This is a genomic window from Acinetobacter sp. WCHAc060025 (genome assembly GCF_004209355.1).
Lineage (GTDB): Bacteria > Pseudomonadota > Gammaproteobacteria > Pseudomonadales > Moraxellaceae > Acinetobacter > Acinetobacter wuhouensis.
Map to the genome: position 1 here is coordinate 158630 of NZ_SGSX01000009.1, position 20227 is coordinate 178856.

General features: G+C 37.5%; 14 protein-coding genes. 5 read left to right on the forward strand and 9 right to left on the reverse strand.

What is annotated here, in order from left to right; translation table 11 throughout:
• Positions 1-101: 101 nt before the first annotated feature.
• Positions 102-887 carry a 5'/3'-nucleotidase SurE gene (gene surE, locus EXE09_RS09615; RefSeq protein WP_068976034.1) on the reverse strand — a complete coding sequence of 262 codons (786 nt, stop codon included), beginning with the start codon at positions 885-887 and terminating at the stop codon, positions 102-104.
• A 127-nt stretch (positions 888-1014) separates the two neighbouring features.
• On the opposite strand from surE, the gene EXE09_RS09620 reads away from it, so the two are divergent.
• The 4 genes from EXE09_RS09620 to EXE09_RS09635 all read left to right on the forward strand — a co-directional run bounded on the left by EXE09_RS09620 (position 1015) and on the right by EXE09_RS09635 (position 3882).
• Positions 1015-1380 carry an MCR_0457 family protein gene (locus EXE09_RS09620; protein WP_130117117.1) on the forward strand — a complete coding sequence of 122 codons (366 nt, stop codon included), beginning with the start codon at positions 1015-1017 and terminating at the stop codon, positions 1378-1380.
• Positions 1381-1560: 180 nt separating this feature from the next.
• The gene (locus EXE09_RS09625) at positions 1561-1956 is read left to right on the forward strand and encodes an MCR_0457 family protein (RefSeq protein WP_130117118.1); all 396 of its coding nucleotides are present in this window, start codon (positions 1561-1563) and stop codon (positions 1954-1956) included.
• Positions 1957-2072: 116 nt separating this feature from the next.
• Entirely contained in the window at positions 2073-3221 is a 1149-nt protein-coding gene (dacC, locus tag EXE09_RS09630) for a D-alanyl-D-alanine carboxypeptidase PBP5/6 (protein ID WP_087551992.1), read from the forward strand.
• A 127-nt stretch (positions 3222-3348) separates the two neighbouring features.
• Complete coding sequence (locus EXE09_RS09635) at positions 3349-3882, forward strand: gamma carbonic anhydrase family protein (RefSeq protein WP_130112384.1); 534 nt, start codon at positions 3349-3351, stop codon at positions 3880-3882.
• A gap of 120 nt (positions 3883-4002) precedes the next feature.
• Here the strand turns inward: EXE09_RS09635 and pstB are convergent, their stop codons facing one another.
• From pstB to EXE09_RS09655, 4 genes are all read right to left on the reverse strand, one after another.
• Positions 4003-4914: a phosphate ABC transporter ATP-binding protein PstB gene (pstB, locus tag EXE09_RS09640; protein ID WP_068976039.1), complete on the reverse strand. Its 912-nt coding sequence runs from the start codon at positions 4912-4914 to the stop codon at positions 4003-4005.
• 12 nt (positions 4915-4926) lie between these two features.
• Positions 4927-6318 (reverse strand): phosphate ABC transporter permease PstA, encoded by a 1392-nt coding sequence (pstA, locus tag EXE09_RS09645; protein ID WP_068976040.1) that lies wholly within the window; start codon positions 6316-6318, stop codon positions 4927-4929.
• Positions 6315-7694 (reverse strand): phosphate ABC transporter permease subunit PstC, encoded by a 1380-nt coding sequence (gene pstC, locus EXE09_RS09650; protein ID WP_068976041.1) that lies wholly within the window; start codon positions 7692-7694, stop codon positions 6315-6317. Before pstC ends, pstA begins: the two co-directional genes overlap by 4 nt.
• Before the next feature lie 102 nt (positions 7695-7796).
• Positions 7797-8810, reverse strand: coding sequence for a substrate-binding domain-containing protein (locus tag EXE09_RS09655; RefSeq protein WP_068976042.1), 1014 nt, complete (start codon positions 8808-8810; stop codon positions 7797-7799).
• 923 nt (positions 8811-9733) lie between these two features.
• On the opposite strand from EXE09_RS09655, the gene EXE09_RS09665 reads away from it, so the two are divergent.
• On the forward strand, positions 9734-10399 hold the full coding sequence (locus EXE09_RS09665) for an O-methyltransferase (protein WP_130117119.1): 666 nt from the start codon (positions 9734-9736) through the stop codon (positions 10397-10399).
• A 465-nt stretch (positions 10400-10864) separates the two neighbouring features.
• Here the strand turns inward: EXE09_RS09665 and EXE09_RS09670 are convergent, their stop codons facing one another.
• The 4 genes from EXE09_RS09670 to EXE09_RS09685 all read right to left on the reverse strand — a co-directional run bounded on the left by EXE09_RS09670 (position 10865) and on the right by EXE09_RS09685 (position 20208).
• On the reverse strand, positions 10865-11707 hold the full coding sequence (locus EXE09_RS09670; RefSeq protein WP_130117120.1) for a universal stress protein: 843 nt from the start codon (positions 11705-11707) through the stop codon (positions 10865-10867).
• Between the two features lie 127 nt (positions 11708-11834).
• Entirely contained in the window at positions 11835-12452 is a 618-nt protein-coding gene (locus EXE09_RS09675; protein ID WP_087551987.1) for an acyltransferase, read from the reverse strand.
• Between the two features lie 211 nt (positions 12453-12663).
• Entirely contained in the window at positions 12664-13251 is a 588-nt protein-coding gene (locus EXE09_RS09680; protein WP_130117121.1) for an IMPACT family protein, read from the reverse strand.
• A 165-nt stretch (positions 13252-13416) separates the two neighbouring features.
• Positions 13417-20208: an Ig-like domain-containing protein gene (locus EXE09_RS09685; protein WP_213073887.1), complete on the reverse strand. Its 6792-nt coding sequence runs from the start codon at positions 20206-20208 to the stop codon at positions 13417-13419.
• Positions 20209-20227: the final 19 nt, after the last annotated feature.

The window sequence follows — 20227 nt, forward strand, 5'->3', positions numbered from 1 at the left end:
TTTCCCTCTCTACAATCTTAAATTTAAAATATTTTGCTAAGAGTAGCAAAAAACACACTCATTTCACTGTTTAACAGTGCTTTTTCACAAACTTATAACACTCATACATCAAAATGACTATGTGAGAGCTGAGATTGTAACGTTTCTAGAATCCCATAATTCGTTGCATCCATCTGAATCGGAGTAATACTGACATATCCATTTGCAATCGCAAAAAAATCAGATTGAATATTAACCATGTTCTTTTTAGGATCTGTTACTGCTTCACCTGCCAGCCCAATCCAATACACTTGACGGCCACGTGGATCAACTTGACTGGTAATCGGTTTTGATTGAATACGGCGACCTTGATAAGTAATTTGCGCACCTTGAATTTCAGCAACATCTGGAATATTAATATTGAGAATATGGCGCGGTGGCAATTCTGGTAAACCTTTGGCAATGAACTGATACACCCAATTTGCCGCTTGAGCATAGTCATTCGGGCTTTCATAAGCGCGGACATTACTTCCTGCTAAAGATACAGCGATTGCAGGTTGCTTCATCAAACGTCCCTCAAATGCAGCTCCCACTGTTCCTGAATATAAAACATCATCACCTAGATTTGCACCGCTATTGATTCCACTCACCACCAAATCGAATTCAAAATCAAATAGACCGTTCATAGACAGATAAACACAATCCGCAGGTGTGCCATTGACTGCCCACATATCTGGTGCAACTTGGATCGGGCGAAGTGGTCGATCTAAAGTTAGCGCACTGGAAAATCCACTACGTTCACTTTCTGGTGCAACAATCACTACACGACCTAAAGGACTTAATGCTTTGGCTAAAGCTTGGATACCTGGCGCAAACACACCATCATCATTGGCAATCAAAATATTCACAAAAACCTACTTACTCATTCATCGTTACAATTTAAATTAAATGACTCACGAGTTATTCAATTTAAATTTATTCAATAATTATATATAGTTACTAGCTCAATTTTAAATCTAACTTGTGACTAAAAAGATGATTACACGTTCTCTTACTCGTACAATTTCTATTGCTTTCATCACGCTTTGCACACAATCTGCATTTTCAGAAACTTTAACGCAACAAGAGTCTGATCTTTTAGCCAAAGAAGATATTGCTGCAACGCAAGTACTGACTGAAGTTTGCCCTGCCTTACTAGGTAATAATCCAACATTTCAAACTAAAATTGATGCGCTTACTCAAACATTATTAAAGGATTTATCAAAAACTACAACTTTAACCCAACTTCAACAAGACGCTGAATACCAAACTGCTTTAAAAGAAGCACGTGCCAACACAAAAGAAGTTGATCAAGCTGAACAAAAAATGGTTTGCCAAGATGTCATTGATTTAGAATCATAATACAAAAAAGTTTAAAGCATTTTAAATTTAAGCTGAGAAGTCGCTTCATTTGATCTCTCAGCTATAAATTCGAAAAAATATTAACCAATACTACAACTTCGATACATTTTCTCTATCGTTTTCACTGTTTTTCACTTTAATCTATGTCCATTCTTAAATTAACTATTGATTAGGTTCATCATGCATATATCTTTAAAAATGCTTTCAATTAGCCTTATTTCAGCAAGTACTTTTTTGATCACACCTGCATTTGCAGCATCAAAAAAAGCTCCAGTTCAAGAACAAAATATTGATGTATCACAAGATCAAGCCTCTTTAGAAGAAATTGCAACTGTATATAATCTTTCAAAACTATGCCCATCACTCGTGAAGGACAAAGCAACTTTTGAAAAAGCTTATGATGTAGAGTTGAAAAAAGTGTTGCCGAATGAAGCAAACCCTAAAACTTTTGTTCAAACCTTGGCAAAGCAAAAGGATTTTCAGCTGAAATTAAAAGATGTTCAAAAAGCATCAGCCAAATTCAGCAAGAAAGAGAATGCTGAAATGTGTCAAGAAGTTGCTGATTATCGCTACTGAATCTAATTGGTTACAATAAGTAAGAAATAAGCCGACTTTCCTTATAGAAGTCGGCTTTGCTTTGCCCTAAAATGCTAGCCTGTTTTGTGCTTATATAACGATTGGAACGACCTAGAATGACCCCAAAAAGCGCCATTGCTGCATTATTACTTTTGCCTTCATTTTCTTATGCAGCAACCGTCTTAACTACCCCGCCAGAATTAAATAATAAATCGTATGTCTTAATGGACTATGAGACAGGGCAAATTCTCGCGTCAAAGAGTGAAAATGAAAAACTCGCGCCTGCCTCAATGACCAAAATGATGACCAGTTACATCATTGAGCAGAAACTACTAAAAGGCGAACTGACAGAAGACGAAAAAGTTCGTATGAATGAGTCAGCTTGGTGTAAAGGGAGTAGCACAGAATCATGTATGTATGTTCCATTAAATGGTACTGCAACGGTTCTTGAAATGCTTCGTGGGATTATTATCCAATCAGGTAATGATGCGTCTAAAGCAATGGCTGAACATATTTCAGGTAATGAAGGTTCTTTTGCTTATGCAATGAACCAAGAAGCAAAACGTATCGGCATGACGAATACCAACTTCATCAATGCAACAGGTATGCCTGCTGATGGTCACTACTCAACTGCAAAAGATATGGCGCTTTTAGCGAAACATATCATTCATGACAGCTCAAAATACTACCCGATTTATTCTCAAAAAGAATTTACCTTTAATGGGATTAAGCAAGGTAACCGTAATGCCTTACTTTATACAGATCCAAGTGTAGATGGTTTAAAAACAGGTCATACCGATGAAGCTGGTTTTTGTTTAACCACCTCTTCTAAACGTGGTCCAATGCGTTTGATCTCTGTAATCTTTGGCGCACCTTCAATGAATGAACGTGCGAACCAGACCCGTTCACTTCTTGCTTGGGGTTATTCAAACTTTGAGACTGTGAGCGTTCAGCCTGCCAACCAAGTCCTTGCTAAAGCAAAAGTGTACTTCGGTAAAGACAATGATGTTCAAATTGGTTTAGCTGAAAACTTCAACGTGACCATGCCTAAAGGTCAAGCCAATAACATCAAAACTCAAGTGACAGTTCAACCGAATTTGAATGCACCTTTAAAACAAGGTCAAGTTGTCGGTAAATTGACTGCAACACTGGATGGTAAAGTGATTGCTGAAAAGCCTCTTGTAGCATTAAAAGCTGTAGAAGAAGCTGGTTTCTTCTCTCGCATGATCGACCATATCAAAATGTTCTTTAGCAACTTATTTTAATTCGATGTGTTAATTCAGCATGAATTAATCGCTTCTAAAGATTAGACAAAAGCATCCATCTCAACGATTTGGGTGCTTTTTCTTTTATAATCATGAACAATTACTTTTATAGACATGGAGTGTATCAATGAAAAAGAATATTCGTCCTTATTTAGAACATCATCCAAAAATTGACTCTACATGCTACATTGATGATTTATCAGTTGTCATTGGTGAAGTTTCTTTGGCTGAAAATGTGTCTGTTTGGCCATTTGCTGTGATTCGCGGTGATGTGAATAGTATTAAAATAGGTCGCAACTCCAATGTCCAAGATCATTGCATGCTACACGTCAGCCATAAAAATGATGCTAAACCAAATGGGTCACCGCTGATCATCGGTGAAGATGTCACGATTGGTCATCATGTAACATTACACGGCTGTACGATTGGCAATCGCGTCTTGGTGGGTATCAATAGTATTGTACTCGATGACGTGATTATTGAAGATGATGTGATGATTGGTGCGGGTTCTTTAGTTCCACCACGTAAAGTTTTGGAAAGTGGATATTTATATGTCGGAAGCCCTGTACAAAAGGTTCGCCCTTTAACAGATAAAGAAAAAGAGTTTTTACCTTATTCCGCAAGACATTATGTCAAAGTCGCGAATAATTACATGGGTTAAGTATTTGGTGGTGAAGAATTATTTTTCTCATTCAATACAGCAGCACCTGAAACCATTCAATTCAGAATTTATTGATAAAAAAAGAGCCTTTCGGCTCTTTTATTTCACACACCATTTAGATTAACCGAAACGACCTGTGATATATGCTTCTGTTAACTGATGATCAGGCTGTGTAAATACTTTCTCAGTTGAGTTCACTTCGATCAAATCACCCAAATGGAAATAAGCCGTACGGTCAGAAACACGTGCTGCTTGTTGCATAGAGTGCGTTACGATCGCAATGGTATACTGATTAGACAATTCAGAAATAAGCTCTTCAACTTTTGCCGTAGCGATCGGATCAAGTGCAGAACAAGGCTCATCCATCAAAATCACTTCTGGGCTTACTGCAATCGTACGTGCAATACACAAACGTTGTTGCTGACCACCTGAAAGACCTGTACCTGGTTGGTTTAAGCGATCTTTCACTTCATCCCAGAGACCTGCTTTACGCAAGCTACTTTCTACAATTTCTTCTAAATCGTACTTATCTTTGGCTAAACCATGCAGTTTAGGGCCATAAGCAACATTTTCAAAAATTGATTTAGGGAATGGGTTTGGCTTTTGGAACACCATACCCACTTGAGCGCGAAGTAACACCACATCTAAGTTTGGATCGTAAATATCTTGATTATCTAATCGTACTTTACCAGTCACACGACAACTATCAATCGTATCGTTCATACGGTTTAAAGTACGTAAGAATGTCGATTTACCACAACCTGATGGCCCAATAAATGCAATCACTTCATTTTCATAAACTTGAAGATCAATACCCTTAATCGCTTCTGATTCACCATAATAAACATGTACATCTTCAGCACTAAGCTTGACTGTTGTATTTTTTTCTTTCTTCGGTGACGACGCTTCAAACTGAGAGACAAAAGAAGTATTTGCTTGCTTTTGAGTTTGTTCAGTCGATGTAAATTGAGATTGTTCAGAATTCACGTTTATATCCTGCTTTAAGGAATTTTTAGTTTCTACAGTATTCATATATTCTGCCCTTTACCAACGAACTTCAAATTTCTTACGTAACCAAATTGCAAAGCTATTTAGTCCGACCATCAGCGCTAAGAGCACAATAATTGCAGCAGCGGTACGTCCTTCGAAGAAGTTACGTAGTTCGTTACCTTGCCATAAGTAAACTTGAACAGGTAAAGCCGTTGCTTGATCCATTGGTGATACTGGAATATTGGCAACGAATGCGCTCATCCCGATCAATAGCAATGGAGCAGTTTCACCCAATGCATGCGCGATACCAATAATTGCACCCGTCATAATTCCTGGTAAAGCCAAAGGCAATACATGGTGGAATACAGTTTGTAGACGTGATGCTCCGATACCGAGGGCTGCTTGGCGAATTGATGGCGGTACAGCTTTCAATGAAGCACGTGTAGTAATAATCACCGTTGGTAAAGTCATTAAACTGAGTACCAAACCACCCACTAGCGGTGCTGAAATTGGTAAATGCATCCATCCAATAAAGATGGCAGCACCCAATAAACCAAATACAATCGAAGGTACTGCTGCCAAGTTATTAATGTTTACTTCAATAATATCGGTAATAAAGTTCTTTGGTGCAAACTCTTCTAGATAAATCGCACTTGCAACACCCAGTGGAATAGAGATCGCAATCACGATGAGCATCATGAATAATGACCCCATGAATGCACCTGCTAAACCGGCTGTTGCTGGTGAACTGCGTGAGTCTGGATTGCTGAACATTTGTGTATTAAACGTACGGCTAATCACACCCGAAGCTTCCATTTTATCTGCAAGTTGACGAATCTCAGGATCTAATTGTTGCTGTTCATCTGGAAGTGTACGATCAATATTTCCTGCTAGCCAAACATCAATATTGGCATCAGCAAGGAAGTTTAATTCAACTTTTTTCCCAATTAATGCTGGATCTTTAAAGACCATATCACGGATACGATACGACTCAGAACTGGTATATAAGCTAGAAAGTTCATCACGATGGCTTTCGAGTGATGGATCTTTTGCAATCAATCCATTCACGATTAATGCATCCCAATCCACCATACCCATTTTGGTTTGCCAATCAACATAACGCTCTTGGAACACCGCTGGCGACTCACCCACTTTCTGAGTTGGTTTAGGACCTGCATCAATCACTGTTGGATCAAAGTAAACAGGAACCGTCATACTGGCTTGCCAAAATGCAGGTAAGCCTTTATACAAAATACTGCCAAATAATATTGCAACAAATGCAAGACCCGTAATAACCGCTGAAAAACCAACTATGCGAAATACTTTTTCTTTACGATGGCGTTTTGACAAAGTACTGGCAATTTTTGCCTTACGTTTTTCACGCAGTTCTGCTGCTGCTTGAGGATCAAATACATTTTGATCCATAGGAGATGTATTTGTACTCATTCGTATTGCTCACGATATTTACGCACAATATAAAGTGCGACAATGTTTAGACACAATGTAATAGTGAATAAAGTCAGACCCAATGCAAAGGCAACCAATGCCTGTGGACTCGCAAAGTCAGTATCACCCGTTAATTGTTTTACAATCGTCACGGTTACTGTCGACACTGCTTCAAGTGGGTTGATATGCAGTAACGGACTGTTCCCTGCTGCAAGAACCACAATCATGGTTTCACCTACTGCACGAGAAACTGCAAGTAAAAATGCACCTGTAATACCTGGCAATGCCGCAGGTAATACCACTTGGCGAATAGTTTCAGATTTGGTCGCGCCTAAACCTAAAGAACCATCACGTAGTGAACGTGGTACTTGGGTAATAATGTCATCTGAAAGTGATGATACGAATGGGATAATCATAATCCCCATTGCAAAACCTGCTGTTAAAGCACTGGTTGCATTGACTTCGATACCCACTGCATCACCAATAGATTTGAAGATCGGGCCAATCACCATCATGGCAAATACACCATAAACAATCGTTGGAATACCCGCTAAAACTTCAATTGTTGGTTTTGCCCATGAACGGAACTTAGGTGAGGCATATTCAGCTAGATAGATCGCAATCATCAGTCCTAGAGGGACAGCAACTAATAATGCAATACCACTGACCATGAGTGTTCCCCATAGCAATGGTAATAAACCATAACTACCTTCTGCATTCCCAGAAGTGCTAAAGCCTGGATTCCACTCAGTACCAAAGAAGAAATCAATTGGACTCACAAATTGGAAAAAGTGCATTGCCTCACTGAACATCGACATCACGATACCGACAGTAGTGAGAATGGCAACACCAGAACAAAGAATCAAAACGATATTAATGGTTTTTTCAACTTCGTTACGCGCACGAAATTGTTGCGTAATTTTTTTACGCGCCCAGACTAAACCAAGCATTGCAATACAGACGACGACTGCAAATTTAGCAAATGCCCCAATACGTTCAAATTTTGATAACTGCTCTGCGGCTGCAACTTCATAAGCAGCTGGTGTATCCGTCACACCAAATCCTGAAGCAATCGCTTGAACACGCTCTACCAGAACATGTACCCCTGCTTCATCTAATGAAGAAGCAATATTTGCTGGAACATTTTTTAAAATAAGATGTTGTAGAACACTTGGTTCTACTAAGTTCCAAACAATCAAAATTAAAAAAGCTGGGATTCCACACCACAACGCCACCAAAGAACCATAATAGCCTGGACGTGAATGTAAAATTGCAGTGTTATTTCCCTTACCTGCTAGGCTTCGGCTTTTACGTAGCCCGATTTGATATGCGATAGCGATTAAAGCTAATAACACGCCAATGAGTAGCAGATTCATGTATTCTCCACCGTTTTTTCAATTTTCATTATTTGAAAAAACTCTTCTTAGCAATGAAAGCCGATGGTAGTCTCCCACCATCAGCTTAATTGTTCGGTTTTATTATTTACCAGCTTTGAAACCAGCAAGTACTTTTGCACGTTCTGAGTCAGATAAAGAGATCAAACCTGCTTTATCTAGTTTAGAACCCTTACCAGACACTTTCTTGCTCAAGAAGAATTCAGTAAATTCTTTTAAGCCTTTGATTGCTTGTAAATGTTCACCTTTTACATAGAAGTATAAAGGACGAGATACTGGGTATGTACCATTTAGAACAGTTTGTTCAGATGGAACTACATTGTTTACAGTAGCAACACGTAATTTGTCTTTGTTTTGATCATAGAAACCAAGACCAAATACACCTACTGCGCTTGGAGAAGTTTTTAAACGTGCAAGTGTTTCAGTATAATCACCTGCAATTTCAATCACTTTACCGTCTTTACGGAAGTTTGAACATGCTTTTTTCTGAGCATCTTTATCTAACTTTTTGAAGTAATCATACGCTTCACAGCCTGATTCAACCATTTTCTCTTGGAACACTTCACGTGTACCGTGGTTAGATGCAGGAACAACTAAAGTAATTGGTTCATTTGGCAATGATTTGTCAATTTGATTCCAACGTGTATATGGGTTAGGAACCAATTTACCATTTGATGGTAATTCAGCTGCTAAAGCTGCAAATACGTGTTGTGGACGTAATTTATACGCTGCTTTGTTTGAGTTAGACGCGAAAACGATACCGTCATAACCAATTTTAATTTCTTGGATTTTATTTACGCCCGCTTTTTTACAAGCTGCAACTTCAGTGTCTTTAATTTTACGAGAAGCATTTGCGATATCAATTGTGTTATCGCCCACACCTGAACAGAACTGTTTTAGACCAGCAGAACTACCGCCTGAGCCAACTACAGGTGCTTTAAATTGAGGGAAAGTATTACCAAATTCTTCTGCAACGATACTTGCAAAAGGAAGTACAGTAGAAGAACCAGCGATTTGAATTGTATCACGAGCATTTGCTGTAGTTGCTAGTGCTGCCCCTGAAACTGCTAAAGCAAGTGCGATATGATTAATGCGCATTCTTTTCTCTCTTAAAATAAGCTGCGATATTTGAAAGACGCCACTTCAGTTTTTTGTTGTGTCGTGCTTTTCCGATAACTGCATTTTGATTTTAAAATATGACAAATAAGTTACAGCTTTATTACGCTTTTGTGATAATTGATGATTTGCATTTGATTTAATTAAAAATCTTTAAAATTCAATATGTAATAAACTGTATTTAATTTTTAAAATATAAAATTTTTCAGCTTTGAATTGTAATATTTCATGTTGATGTCATAAAACTACGATTTAAAATTATGCAAACACACGTCAAGTCACGTCGTACAAACAAAATTTAAGCATCTTTCATCTGCTAAAATATACAAAAAATGAGCAGTGAATATGACCAGTACAATGTCCAGAATCTCTTTACTTAGTCGCAAAGAATGGCACGAAACCTTTCTAAAAATGCTCAGTTCGACCAGTATGCTGACTTTTATTATCTGTATGAGTTGTCTGATTATTTACATTCTATTGTCTGAAGTAAGTCAATATTTTATGATTCAAAATATAGTGATTAGCTTTAGTTTCATCAGCCTTTTTATATTGATCGTGCAAACTTTCCGCTCAATGTATCAGGTCTACTATTTACCTCTAATGAATAGTTGCACGCAAAGCTATCAAAAAATTATTTTCTTCTGCTGTAGTTTTTCGATGATGTTGATCATTTTAAGTTCTTTCTTACTGAGTTTTAGCAAAATGTTAAAGGATTATTACAACTAGAACCTCTTTATTGGTCATTTAGATTTTATTGTCGCCATTTCTTCATATTTCTCATATCTGCACAGCAAAAGCACAATTGAACAAAAATAAAGCAACAACCTTTATTAAAATTGCACTCTGTGTTTAAACGATTAAAATGCACCTATACCAACCCTGCGACTCCAAATTAGGTGATAAACATGCAACAAATGTGGTCAGACATCGATGCTTATATCGAATCACATTTAATTCCTGAAGATCCAATCCTGACTCAGACCTTAAAACATACGGCTGACAGAGGATTTCCAGATCACCTCGCAGTTGCAGCCAATCAAGGTATGTTGTTGCAAATGCTGATTCAAATGAACAAATGTAAACGTGTTTTAGAACTTGGTACTTTTGCAGCTTATAGCACCATGTGGCTAGCTCGTGCACTGCCCGATGATGGTTATATTTTAACGATCGAAGGTCGTGATACCCATGCCGCTTTAGGGCAAGAAAATATTGATAATGCCAAACTTAAACAAACTGTAGAATTAAAATGTGGTCGTGCAGCTGACATTCTTAAAGCTTTGCCTGCTGATACAGAAGCTTTTGACTTTATCTTTGTCGATGCGGATAAGCAAAGCTACCCTGAATATTTGGAGCTCAGTTTAAATCTTTCACACTCAGGCACAGTGATTGTATTGGACAATGTGATTCGTGCCGGAGATATTCTTGACCCTGAAAATGTTAAGCCAAGTATCGAAGGCATCCGTGATATGTATAAAGCTATGCAAAACCATCCGAAAATTTTATCTTGTACTGCATTGCAAACAGTTGGTAGTAAAGGTCATGATGGTTTTGCAATCGCAATTGTAAAATAAACCCTAAATATTTTACTTTTCAACTAAAAAAGACTGCGACTACATCGTGGTCTTTTTTATTTTTAATTTTCCTATTTTTATACCACTGTATACTTCATATATTTGAGTTATCCCCTGAACTTGTTTGTAGAATTGTGGATAACTCAATTATAGCTTTTTAAACCAATGAATATTATGAAATTTATTTAAAAGATTATTTTTTAATCAGTTAAAATATGCAATATTTAAAAAACTATTGCTTTTGAAAAAGCAAGATTTATCCAAATTATTTTTATCATTTAAAAATATAAAAGCCGTAAATTTGTAGATTTACGGCTCTGTAAAAACAATTATTGAATTACGTAATTTACTTAACTATTCAATAATTATTAAAATAATTTACTCAAAAACAATGATGAAATAAATAACGATTGATCGTAATTTTCATCAAAACGGTCATCAAAACTTTCATCAAAAAACAGAACCCTATTTAGTCACCAATAATGGAACAGATGAATTCCTAAAAATCGTTGTTGTAACACTACCGAGGAAAAACTGATGAATCTTACTATGACTAAATGCACCTAATACAATCAACTGGATTTGATGCTGGTTTTGATAATCTAGAATATTTTCAGCGACATCACCATAACGATATTCAACCACAACATCCAGACCTGCTTCTCTTAAACGTTGTGCAGGTTCATTTAATATTTCAGGATGATCTCCAACATAGACTAAATGGCATTGCAATAGCCGTAACAAGTCACTTTTCTCTACACGTTTAAGCATTTTTTGACAGGCTTCGGAAAGCTCATAGGCAAAAATAAAGCGTGTCGGTGGCTTAAAGGTTTCGCCTACAGTCAAAACCGTACTTTTTGTACCACGAATAAAGTTTTCTACATTACTTCCTAGTACTTTATTCTTTTCAGCAGATCGCTCACCAACACGACCGATCACGGCAATATCATCTACAGTGAGTTCACTAAAACTTTGCTCAAGAAAATCGCCTTTCATTTGAATTTGAGTCGGTGTGATCCCATATTTTTCTTGAATCATTTCTGAAATGTGCTTCAGTAAATTATTACTATAATCTAGTGCTAATTCACTTTGCTTCTGCTCCAACTCGGCAAGCTCTTTGAGTAACATGGCATTACTTTCAAAACCAATGACCCCACTAATTTCACCTAAATGATAACTTGCTGGGTAATAGTCCAAAACTTGTAATAAAACCAATTCACGTCCAGTTTTTTGCGCAATCCAAGCAGCTGCTTCTGCCAGTGCATTGATACATGGAGAAGAATCAATACACGCCACGACTCTATTCATTTTAACCTCGCTTTAGCTTTCCAGCTCTGGGTTTTCTTTATTTAAAATTAGCATAAGTTTTGGCAAGTTTGGACAGCTTTATGTAATCAATCCTTATTTTTATTAAGGATTTGTACAAAGCGTGAATTCACTCACGGAATCGGATAAACCGCGCAGGATTCCCTGCCACAATCTCACGTTCCGCAACATCCTTTGTCACCATACTATTCATTCCCACGACTGCTTTCGAAGCAATTTTCACACCATCTTTGATGCCTACATGTGCGCCTAACCAGACATCTTGTCCAATTTCGATGCCTTTCGATGTTACTGCTTGTTGGTAAATCGGTTGCTCTAAATCCATACCGTGATCAAATGCATAGAGATGACAATAAGCTGCGATACGTACTTGATCATGTAGTTTAATCCCTACACGTCCACCATCTAAAATACAATGATGATTAATCGCAACTTCATTGCCTATTTCCAATGGTCCATGCAAGGTACAATCCGCAGCAATAAAGGTGTTGTCACCGATAATAATTTTGCGTCCAGGTTCAGCAAAGATGTGTGCCAATGGAGAAATAAAGCAATTTTCACCGATTTCAACCGTTTCCATTGCCATAAGATAAGCTTGATATTCTTTTTGCCATTGCACTGCCCAATCCTTATTTTTGGGTTTGAGTGAATAATACAGCCATGGCATATAATTCAAGCGATGTTTGTGTTGCTCACGATACTTCAGTAATGGATCTTGTTCAGTCATCGTTTTCCTCTACCACTTTGAGTTGTTCACGTCCTGAGAGGCACTGCCTCGCAAGAGAGGACGTATGCACACTATTCATCTAATAATTTTAACTGTTCACGTCCTGAGAGGCACTGCCTCGCAAGAGAGGACGTATGTACATTATTCGTCTAATAATTTTAACTGTTCACGTCCTGAGAGGCGCTGCCTCGCAAGAGAGGACGTATGCACACTATTCGTCTAATAATTTTAACTGTTCGCGTCCTCTAGTCACATCTTGGATTTTAAGTTTTAATGCGTCAATTTGATGGATTTGTAATAAGGCATCTACCTGCACACCATCAGCAGTATATTGTTCTATGTATTCAATTTGTTGGGTATTCAATTCATATTGAAAGATTGCCCATTCGTTAAACTGACATTGAAAATAAACTTTTTTCTTTTCTATTAATTCTATTTTTTCAGCGAGTAATAGGCACTGCCCTACACATCCACCATAAGCTCGTACTAAACCACCTGTACCGAGTTTGATTCCACCATACCAACGATTGACTAAAACAATGGTATTGGTTAAGTCATTACCTTCAATGGTTGCTAGTATTGGACGCCCTGCTGTGCCTGAGGGTTCACCGTCATCATTAAAACGAACATTGTGTCCTATTTTCCAAGCCCAGCATTGGTGTGTGGTGCTAATGTCGAGGTGCTTTTCTAGAAATTCTTTGACCTGTTGTTCATTTTCTACAGGTGCAGCAATCGCTTGAAAGCGACTCTTTTTAATGTCCTCTTCAAACGTCGTTTCAGTTGCTAAGGTAAAAGCCATAAGGAAAATAAAACATTTAAACTCAATAGGCTGTGATTATAGCGTGTTATTGCATAAATGACGGCTTGGAATCGTTTATTTATGGATGAATCGAATTTCACGATGCAATAAAAAACCCTAAGCGAACTTAGGGTTTGGTGTCTCACTCAGCTTTAATTGATACTTTTAATAAATGAAATGATTTCCATTTAAAAGATCATCGAGTTTTAATGTCGTACTTTGATTTTCCAAAATAAGCAGTTGAGCTGGCTTATAGGTTGAAACATCTTGACCGAAACTATTCTTAATTACCCCATCACGATCCAATGAGATCGTGACCGTTCCACCCACATTTGATAAAGATATGAAATCTTTAATATTTGAGGTTTTAGGGTCAAAGTTAGTTAAAAGACTTGAAATATCAATCTTGTCACCGTCACTCAGACTAAAATCTTTCCAAGTATCTAAGCCATTTCCACCTGTAGCATCTGTATTAGAGAGTAAATCAAGGATTACTGTATCGGAACCCGTACCACCTGTGATCGTATCATTTCCACGACCACCATGAATTATATCGTTTCCTGCTCCACCATTAATCGTGTCGTTACCGTCGCCACCAAAAATAGTGTCATTACCCTCATCACCATTTAAGATGTCATTACCAATTCCACCATCGATGTAATCGTTGCCTATACCACCATAGATGGTATCAACACCATCTCCGCCTAAAATAGTGTCATTGCCTTCACCACCATTTAAGATGTCGTCACCAATTCCACCATCGATGTAATCATCACCTATACCACCATAGATTTCATCATTTCCAGCTTCGCCGAGCAATAGGTCATTACCATCTTCACCGTAGATTTTATCGTTACCTATACCTCCACGTACAAGGTCATCACCAGCACCTGCTTGGATAGTGTCATCGCCATTTAAACCATAAATTCTGTCACTATTGCTTGATCCAAACAAAATCACATCATTTAAATCCGTACCCATCACAATATTGCTCTTGCTAGGATCGAATAAGCTTTCATCTAGCAGATTCACACCTAATAATTGTCCAACATTGCTACTTGAGGTTGCACCTTGGCTATCCTGTGCGGATATGCTGATAGAATTAATTACATCTAAATTGAGTACATTACCTGTGAGTAAAGTTCCACCTTGTGCAGAAAGATATACACTCGCAAGGAACTCGTTGATCGCAAGATTATCAATCGTTCCACCATCTTTAGCCGTAATCACGATTTTAGAACTTGAAGCGATCAGACCCAGTACACCATCATCATTTTTAATTTCAAATTTCAAGCCCAATGCATCAGCTAAAACTTGCTGAGCATTCCACTGCATCGGTGTCAAACTCACTGTGATGATTGGTTGATATTTGACTTCAACCTTAGTGAGGTTTTCATTGGCATCAAAGGCTGTCAGTGATTGATGACTTAAATTAATCAAACCAAGTGCATCTAAATTAATCAATGATAATAGATTGCCAATTTTTGCTTGAGTAACAGGTGCAACATTATCCGCAATAAAGTTCTTATCAGGAACATTAGAGGTATCAATACTACTGTTACCTGTATTTTTAATATCTCCGTCGTTATCTGTCACTTGCGCAGACATATCAATGGTTTGATCTGTCAGTGCATCGGCATTTAAATTTGCAGAATCAACGACTAATTTACCTTTGTTCAATAAATCCTGAATAATTTGCTGATCTGTATATTGTACATTTTGTCCATAATTATTCTGACCAGTGATGAGGTCTACATTTTCTAAAACAATAATCTGATCTGTTTTAGATGCATTTGCAGCAGAATAACCACCGATATAGCCACCTGTACTACTGATACTAATGACCGTACTGACCACGCCATTTTTGGTCTCTAGCGTAAAGTGTAAATAATTGGTTAAGTTGCCTGTACTAAAGCCTATACGACCTTCGCCAACCAATAGTCCTGCAAGATGTAGTACATCCCCACCTTCGGTTACAGATGCTTTATCAAAATCTTTGATTGTATCTTTTGCAGGTGCTGCAAATGTACCTTGATCGCCTGCTTCCCATTTAAATACATCACTAAAACGATCCGTAGATCCTACTTTATCTCCCCAAAGTTCATCATCGCCCTTCCCACCAATCAGGATATCGTTACCATTGCCCGCATAGAGTATGTCATTTCCAGCGCCACCACGTAAGATATCACTGCCTTCACCTGCATCTAGAACATCATCACCGTCATAACCATATAAGCGGTCATCTTTCGATAAGGCACTCTGATCACCTTTAAGTTGTTCATTATTGCCGTTGTCACCTTCTTGAATAATGCCCGATTGTTGCAATTTGGCTAGTTCACCTAAGCCTGCCAATACCCCAACATCCGCCAGATCAACTGTGGTATCTGTGCCCGTCACGCCATCACTGTCTGTCACAGTAATGCCTTGACCTGCCAAGAGTTTCACATCCAGAATTTGCCCAAGCCCTGACACATATTTGACTGTACCCAAAAACTCATTCAAGCGATCAACATCTATGGTCTGACCATTTTTCGATTTAATCGTAATTTGTGCAGGTGACAGAAGGACTGCATAAATTACGCTAATGTCCAATCCGAATTCAGCTGCCATCGCTTTAGAATAAGTATAATGTGCACCAATGTCTAAATTCACCAATGCAGCATTATTAATCACGACTTTGTTAATATTATTATTACCATCATTGACGGTAAATAATTGGCTATTACTTAGGTCAATCAACCCTGCAACATTGACATTGGCTGCACCCAATAAACCGCCTGTATCACCCAAACTTGCCTCAGGTGCAACATTCACCGTTGCTTTTGCAGAAATACCCGATGCAGAAACTTCATATTCACCAGTCTGCATATTCACTTTGACAGTATTACCATGCACAGTTGTAACTGTAAGCATATGATTTTCATCATTTGAATAACTATAAGCATATACTGTTTTTGAAGTTCCAGATTGTGTCACTGTGTTTGTCACTGAGTTATAGATATAAGTATTACCTTCAATCGTGACTGATTTTAAATAGCCTCCATCCATACCAAAGCTGTTTACAAACGTGCCTGTAACTGTACCTGCTTCAGTCATATCAATATTAACTACAGGTGAAACAACTGGCTCCCCATCATGTACGACTATACTTAGTTGAGAATTTACACCATTCGTTTCAACAGGAATTTGAATCGTGGCAATGTCTGAACCAATATGATCTATACCTTGTGATAATACGACTTCGTATTTGCCATTTGCATTTGCTCTAACTTGGATAACAACTTCATTACCCACTTTTCCTACGGCAACCCCATTTTCAAGACTCCAAACAACGTTTTGCCCTTTCACTTGAATAGCAGCTGTAGGAAGTTTTAAAGTTGTATTGGCAACTGCTAAATCAGTCTCTACAACCAATGCTGTACCCGCATAATCTGATTCTTTTAATTCAACTGAATGACCAAATTTTGTGTGTGCATTTAATGTTGTTTCAGATTGATTCCCTGCCAAATCTACAGCTGTAATTTTAACTGGATAATCTGTGCCATCATTTAAACCAATGAGATCGGCTGAAGTAAATTTAGCAGTCCAATTTCCATTGGCATCTACGACAGCAGTTACGCTCTTACCATTTATTTCAACGGTGATCGTAGTCGAAACCTGATCAACATGTCCTTTAACTTCAACACCATCTGAAATTTCTTTTAAATCAATTTCAATTGCGCCAGTCGTAGGATCATTTGCTACTAAATTTACAGTGAAATCTGGAGCTACTGTATCAATGACAAGATCTATTGTTGTAGTCTGTGAAATATTGCCCACTTTATCGGTTTCAAATACTTCAACTTTATAATCACCATCATCAATAGACTTATTAATATCATACGTCCACTGTAAATTTTCATTTACACTCGCATATGATTTTTCAATGATATTTCCAGCCAAATCCTTAATTAACACTGTAATAATACTACCTACCTCACTACCAGTTCCATTAATTACTGGTGAAGAGTCATTCGTATAATACTTATCTGTTAGAGGGAGTTCCGTTATCGACTCTGGATTAGACTTAATATTTCCAAAACTATCAACATAATCCAATAATTCCGTAATAACAGGAGCAGAAGGAACTATCGTATCTATTAAAAAATCCCTATAAGCAAGTAGTGTTGAAGTAGATGTTATGCTATCTCTCAACTCGACTCTATATGTCCCTTCACCCAACTTAGACAATACTGACTGAAGACTGACTTGCCAATTATCCCCAGTATAATTACTTAGTAAAATATCAACTGATAATGGGACACTAGGAGAAGAATAAACAACTTCAGTAATTGCTGTCCCATCTGGATTATAACCAACTACTTTTTTGAAGTATAAATAATCTAATTTTTCTAATGAATCAGTTTTATTACCAGATACCGTAAATGGTGAAGCAGTAGTATAACTATCCCATTCAGCTTTATTAATTTTATCATCACCCGCAATCACATTAATTGTTCCAGACTCATTGCGTAAAATTGGAACAGTACGATCAACACTCGAACTTGTATTACCTGCCTGATCTTCTGATGAAACGGAGATATGAGCATTACTCGCTTGATCAGGAATAGTAGGTAATCCTGTTATAGGCAACGACCATTTCCCATTTGCATCAGCTGTTGTCGTAAAATCTAAATTACTGATGGTAACAGTTGTAATGTAATCTGTAATAAAAGTGTGTGTTACTTTTACATCTACATTTCCTGTATAGGCTTGATCTAGGGTAATAGTCGCTGTTTTACTACTATCTAGAGTAACTTCATAAAGTTTACCATTAACAACTATAGATACCTTATCACCAGCACTGTCAGAAGTGACTTTAATCTGAGTATCACTTATAAATGAAGCTGAAATATTAGGGTTTAATAAAGTTCCATCTTTAGAAACAGTATTTCTCCATTCTACATAAACCGTACTTCCTGCTTCTGCTGTTCCAGACAATTTGATCCCAGACAAATATTCAGCAGAGCTGATACTGTCATCCCCTGTAACTTTATCTAGTGTTGGCGCTTGAATAACAGTATCCACACTCACTAAATAACCATCAGATGAGTTTGAAATATTCCCTGCAAGATCTGTAGATTTTGCCGTAATCGTATAGTTGCCGTCTTTTAATACTCCATTTTCAAAAAAGTTTGTTAATGCAGGATTCGCATTCCCAAAATCAAATGCCCATTGACCATCACTACCTGTTTTAACAGGAGTTGTATTGACCTTAACGCCATTAATATAAATATCTACGTTAGAATCTACTTCAGCAGTTCCTGTAAGCGTAAAATCATTTTTATTAATTAATGCACCAGAAGATACATTCGCACTACTATTCGTGTTATCTAATAAATTCGTAATTACAACAGGTTCGACCGTCGTATCTATTACAAAATTAGATAAAGTAGTCAGAGTACTTGTATTGCCAGCAACATCCACTTGGTAAAAATTAAAAGTATTTGCTGAATAATTACCTGCTGGTAATACTAAAATATAATTACCTAAGCTATCTTTTGTGGTGATTTCTACGGCTGTGCCAGTATCTTTTGTATAGTAAAGCTTCGCCCCAGTTTCAACATTTGAAATAGTAATAATAGGATTTTTGGTTATCACTGTGCCTGTTGACTCGATTGCACCTGTATCTTCAAGGCGTACTGTAACTGGTGCAACAGTTTGATCTACCTCGATAGCTTTTAGATCTGTAATAACACTTTCATTACCTGCTACATCGACTTGTTTTAGCTGAATATCACCAACAGCATACACAACTTCTGATAGTAAATATTTGAATAAACCAGTACCTACCTCGGCTTCAACCTCAATCCAACCTGCTCCCTTAACATTGATATATACTTTAGCATCTTGCTCAATACCTGTAATTTCAAGAGTACCATTGCTCGTTATACCATCATTATTAATCGCGGTATCTTCTAGCAATACTGCTGTTAACGGTAATGGTGGATTTGTATCTAGAGTTAAGGCTTTATCATAAATAACCTCTACAATATTTCCAGCTCTGTCAATAACTTGGACTTTAATATCACCAATCGTATAATCACCATCATCTTTTAATGTAAATGATGTACCTTGTCCTGGCTCCCATTGACCACCTTTGATTTGGTAATTCCAAATTGCATCTGCTTCAATATTTGAAACATTGATTTGACCATTATTGGTGATCAAGTCAGCACCTGACCCACTATTTTCAGCTAATTCAAGCGTAGGACTTGCAAGTTGTGTGTCAACTGTATATTCAAAAGTTACAGTGGTAGTTCCATTAGTTACACTAATGTTCACAAGACCATTAGATAAAACGACAGTTGGAGACTGTGCTCTTAAATCCAATGTCCATACACCATTACTATCAGCATCAACTTCATAAATATAACCTTGGATAGTAATTGTTACTTTTTCACCAGCGTTGGCTTTTCCAATAATGGTTGGAGATGCTTCATTACTAAACCCATTTAAATTTATCGTTTCTGGGGTTGTTAATAAAGTCTCGCTTACTTGATCAACATAGTCATATACTGTCAAGATTTTCAAATCATTCATCGTTGAATGATTATCTGTTAAATCAATCTCATGGTTAATTAAGTTATCCGCATCATTGCTAGCTACATCTTGAATCGTATTTGTATCATTCTGTGCTGAGTTTTGATCTGTATAGCTTACGCTCACCGATTGACCAGATTTAACCGCTGGTACTAGGCTTAAGATCACATCATTGCCAACAATACTGACTGTGATCTTCGATGGATCTACCGCAACACCACCAACGGTCACTGTAAATTGGTTCGCCAATGGTGGATTTGCAATATCTAATATTTCATCATAATGCAGGACTATCGCACCTGCTGTGTTGACTTCTGCACTTTGGAAGACCGGCGCAATTGTATCAGCAGTAAAGTCTGTACTTGGTGTACTCACTGTGCCCTTATTGCCCGCA

Coding starts and splice junctions, on each gene's coding strand:
- EXE09_RS09635 (WP_130112384.1), top strand. CDS start 3,349: ATGAAAAAGAATATTCGTCCTTATTTAGAACATCATCCAAAAATTGAC.
- EXE09_RS09655 (WP_068976042.1), bottom strand. CDS start 8,810: ATGCGCATTAATCATATCGCACTTGCTTTAGCAGTTTCAGGGGCAGCA.
- pstB (WP_068976039.1), bottom strand. CDS start 4,914: ATGAATACTGTAGAAACTAAAAATTCCTTAAAGCAGGATATAAACGTG.
- pstC (WP_068976041.1), bottom strand. CDS start 7,694: ATGAATCTGCTACTCATTGGCGTGTTATTAGCTTTAATCGCTATCGCA.
- pstA (WP_068976040.1), bottom strand. CDS start 6,318: ATGAGTACAAATACATCTCCTATGGATCAAAATGTATTTGATCCTCAA.
- EXE09_RS09625 (WP_130117118.1), top strand. CDS start 1,561: ATGCATATATCTTTAAAAATGCTTTCAATTAGCCTTATTTCAGCAAGT.
- EXE09_RS09620 (WP_130117117.1), top strand. CDS start 1,015: ATGATTACACGTTCTCTTACTCGTACAATTTCTATTGCTTTCATCACG.
- EXE09_RS09680 (WP_130117121.1), bottom strand. CDS start 13,251: ATGGCTTTTACCTTAGCAACTGAAACGACGTTTGAAGAGGACATTAAA.
- EXE09_RS09670 (WP_130117120.1), bottom strand. CDS start 11,707: ATGAATAGAGTCGTGGCGTGTATTGATTCTTCTCCATGTATCAATGCA.
- EXE09_RS09665 (WP_130117119.1), top strand. CDS start 9,734: ATGCAACAAATGTGGTCAGACATCGATGCTTATATCGAATCACATTTA.
- EXE09_RS09675 (WP_087551987.1), bottom strand. CDS start 12,452: ATGACTGAACAAGATCCATTACTGAAGTATCGTGAGCAACACAAACAT.
- dacC (WP_087551992.1), top strand. CDS start 2,073: ATGACCCCAAAAAGCGCCATTGCTGCATTATTACTTTTGCCTTCATTT.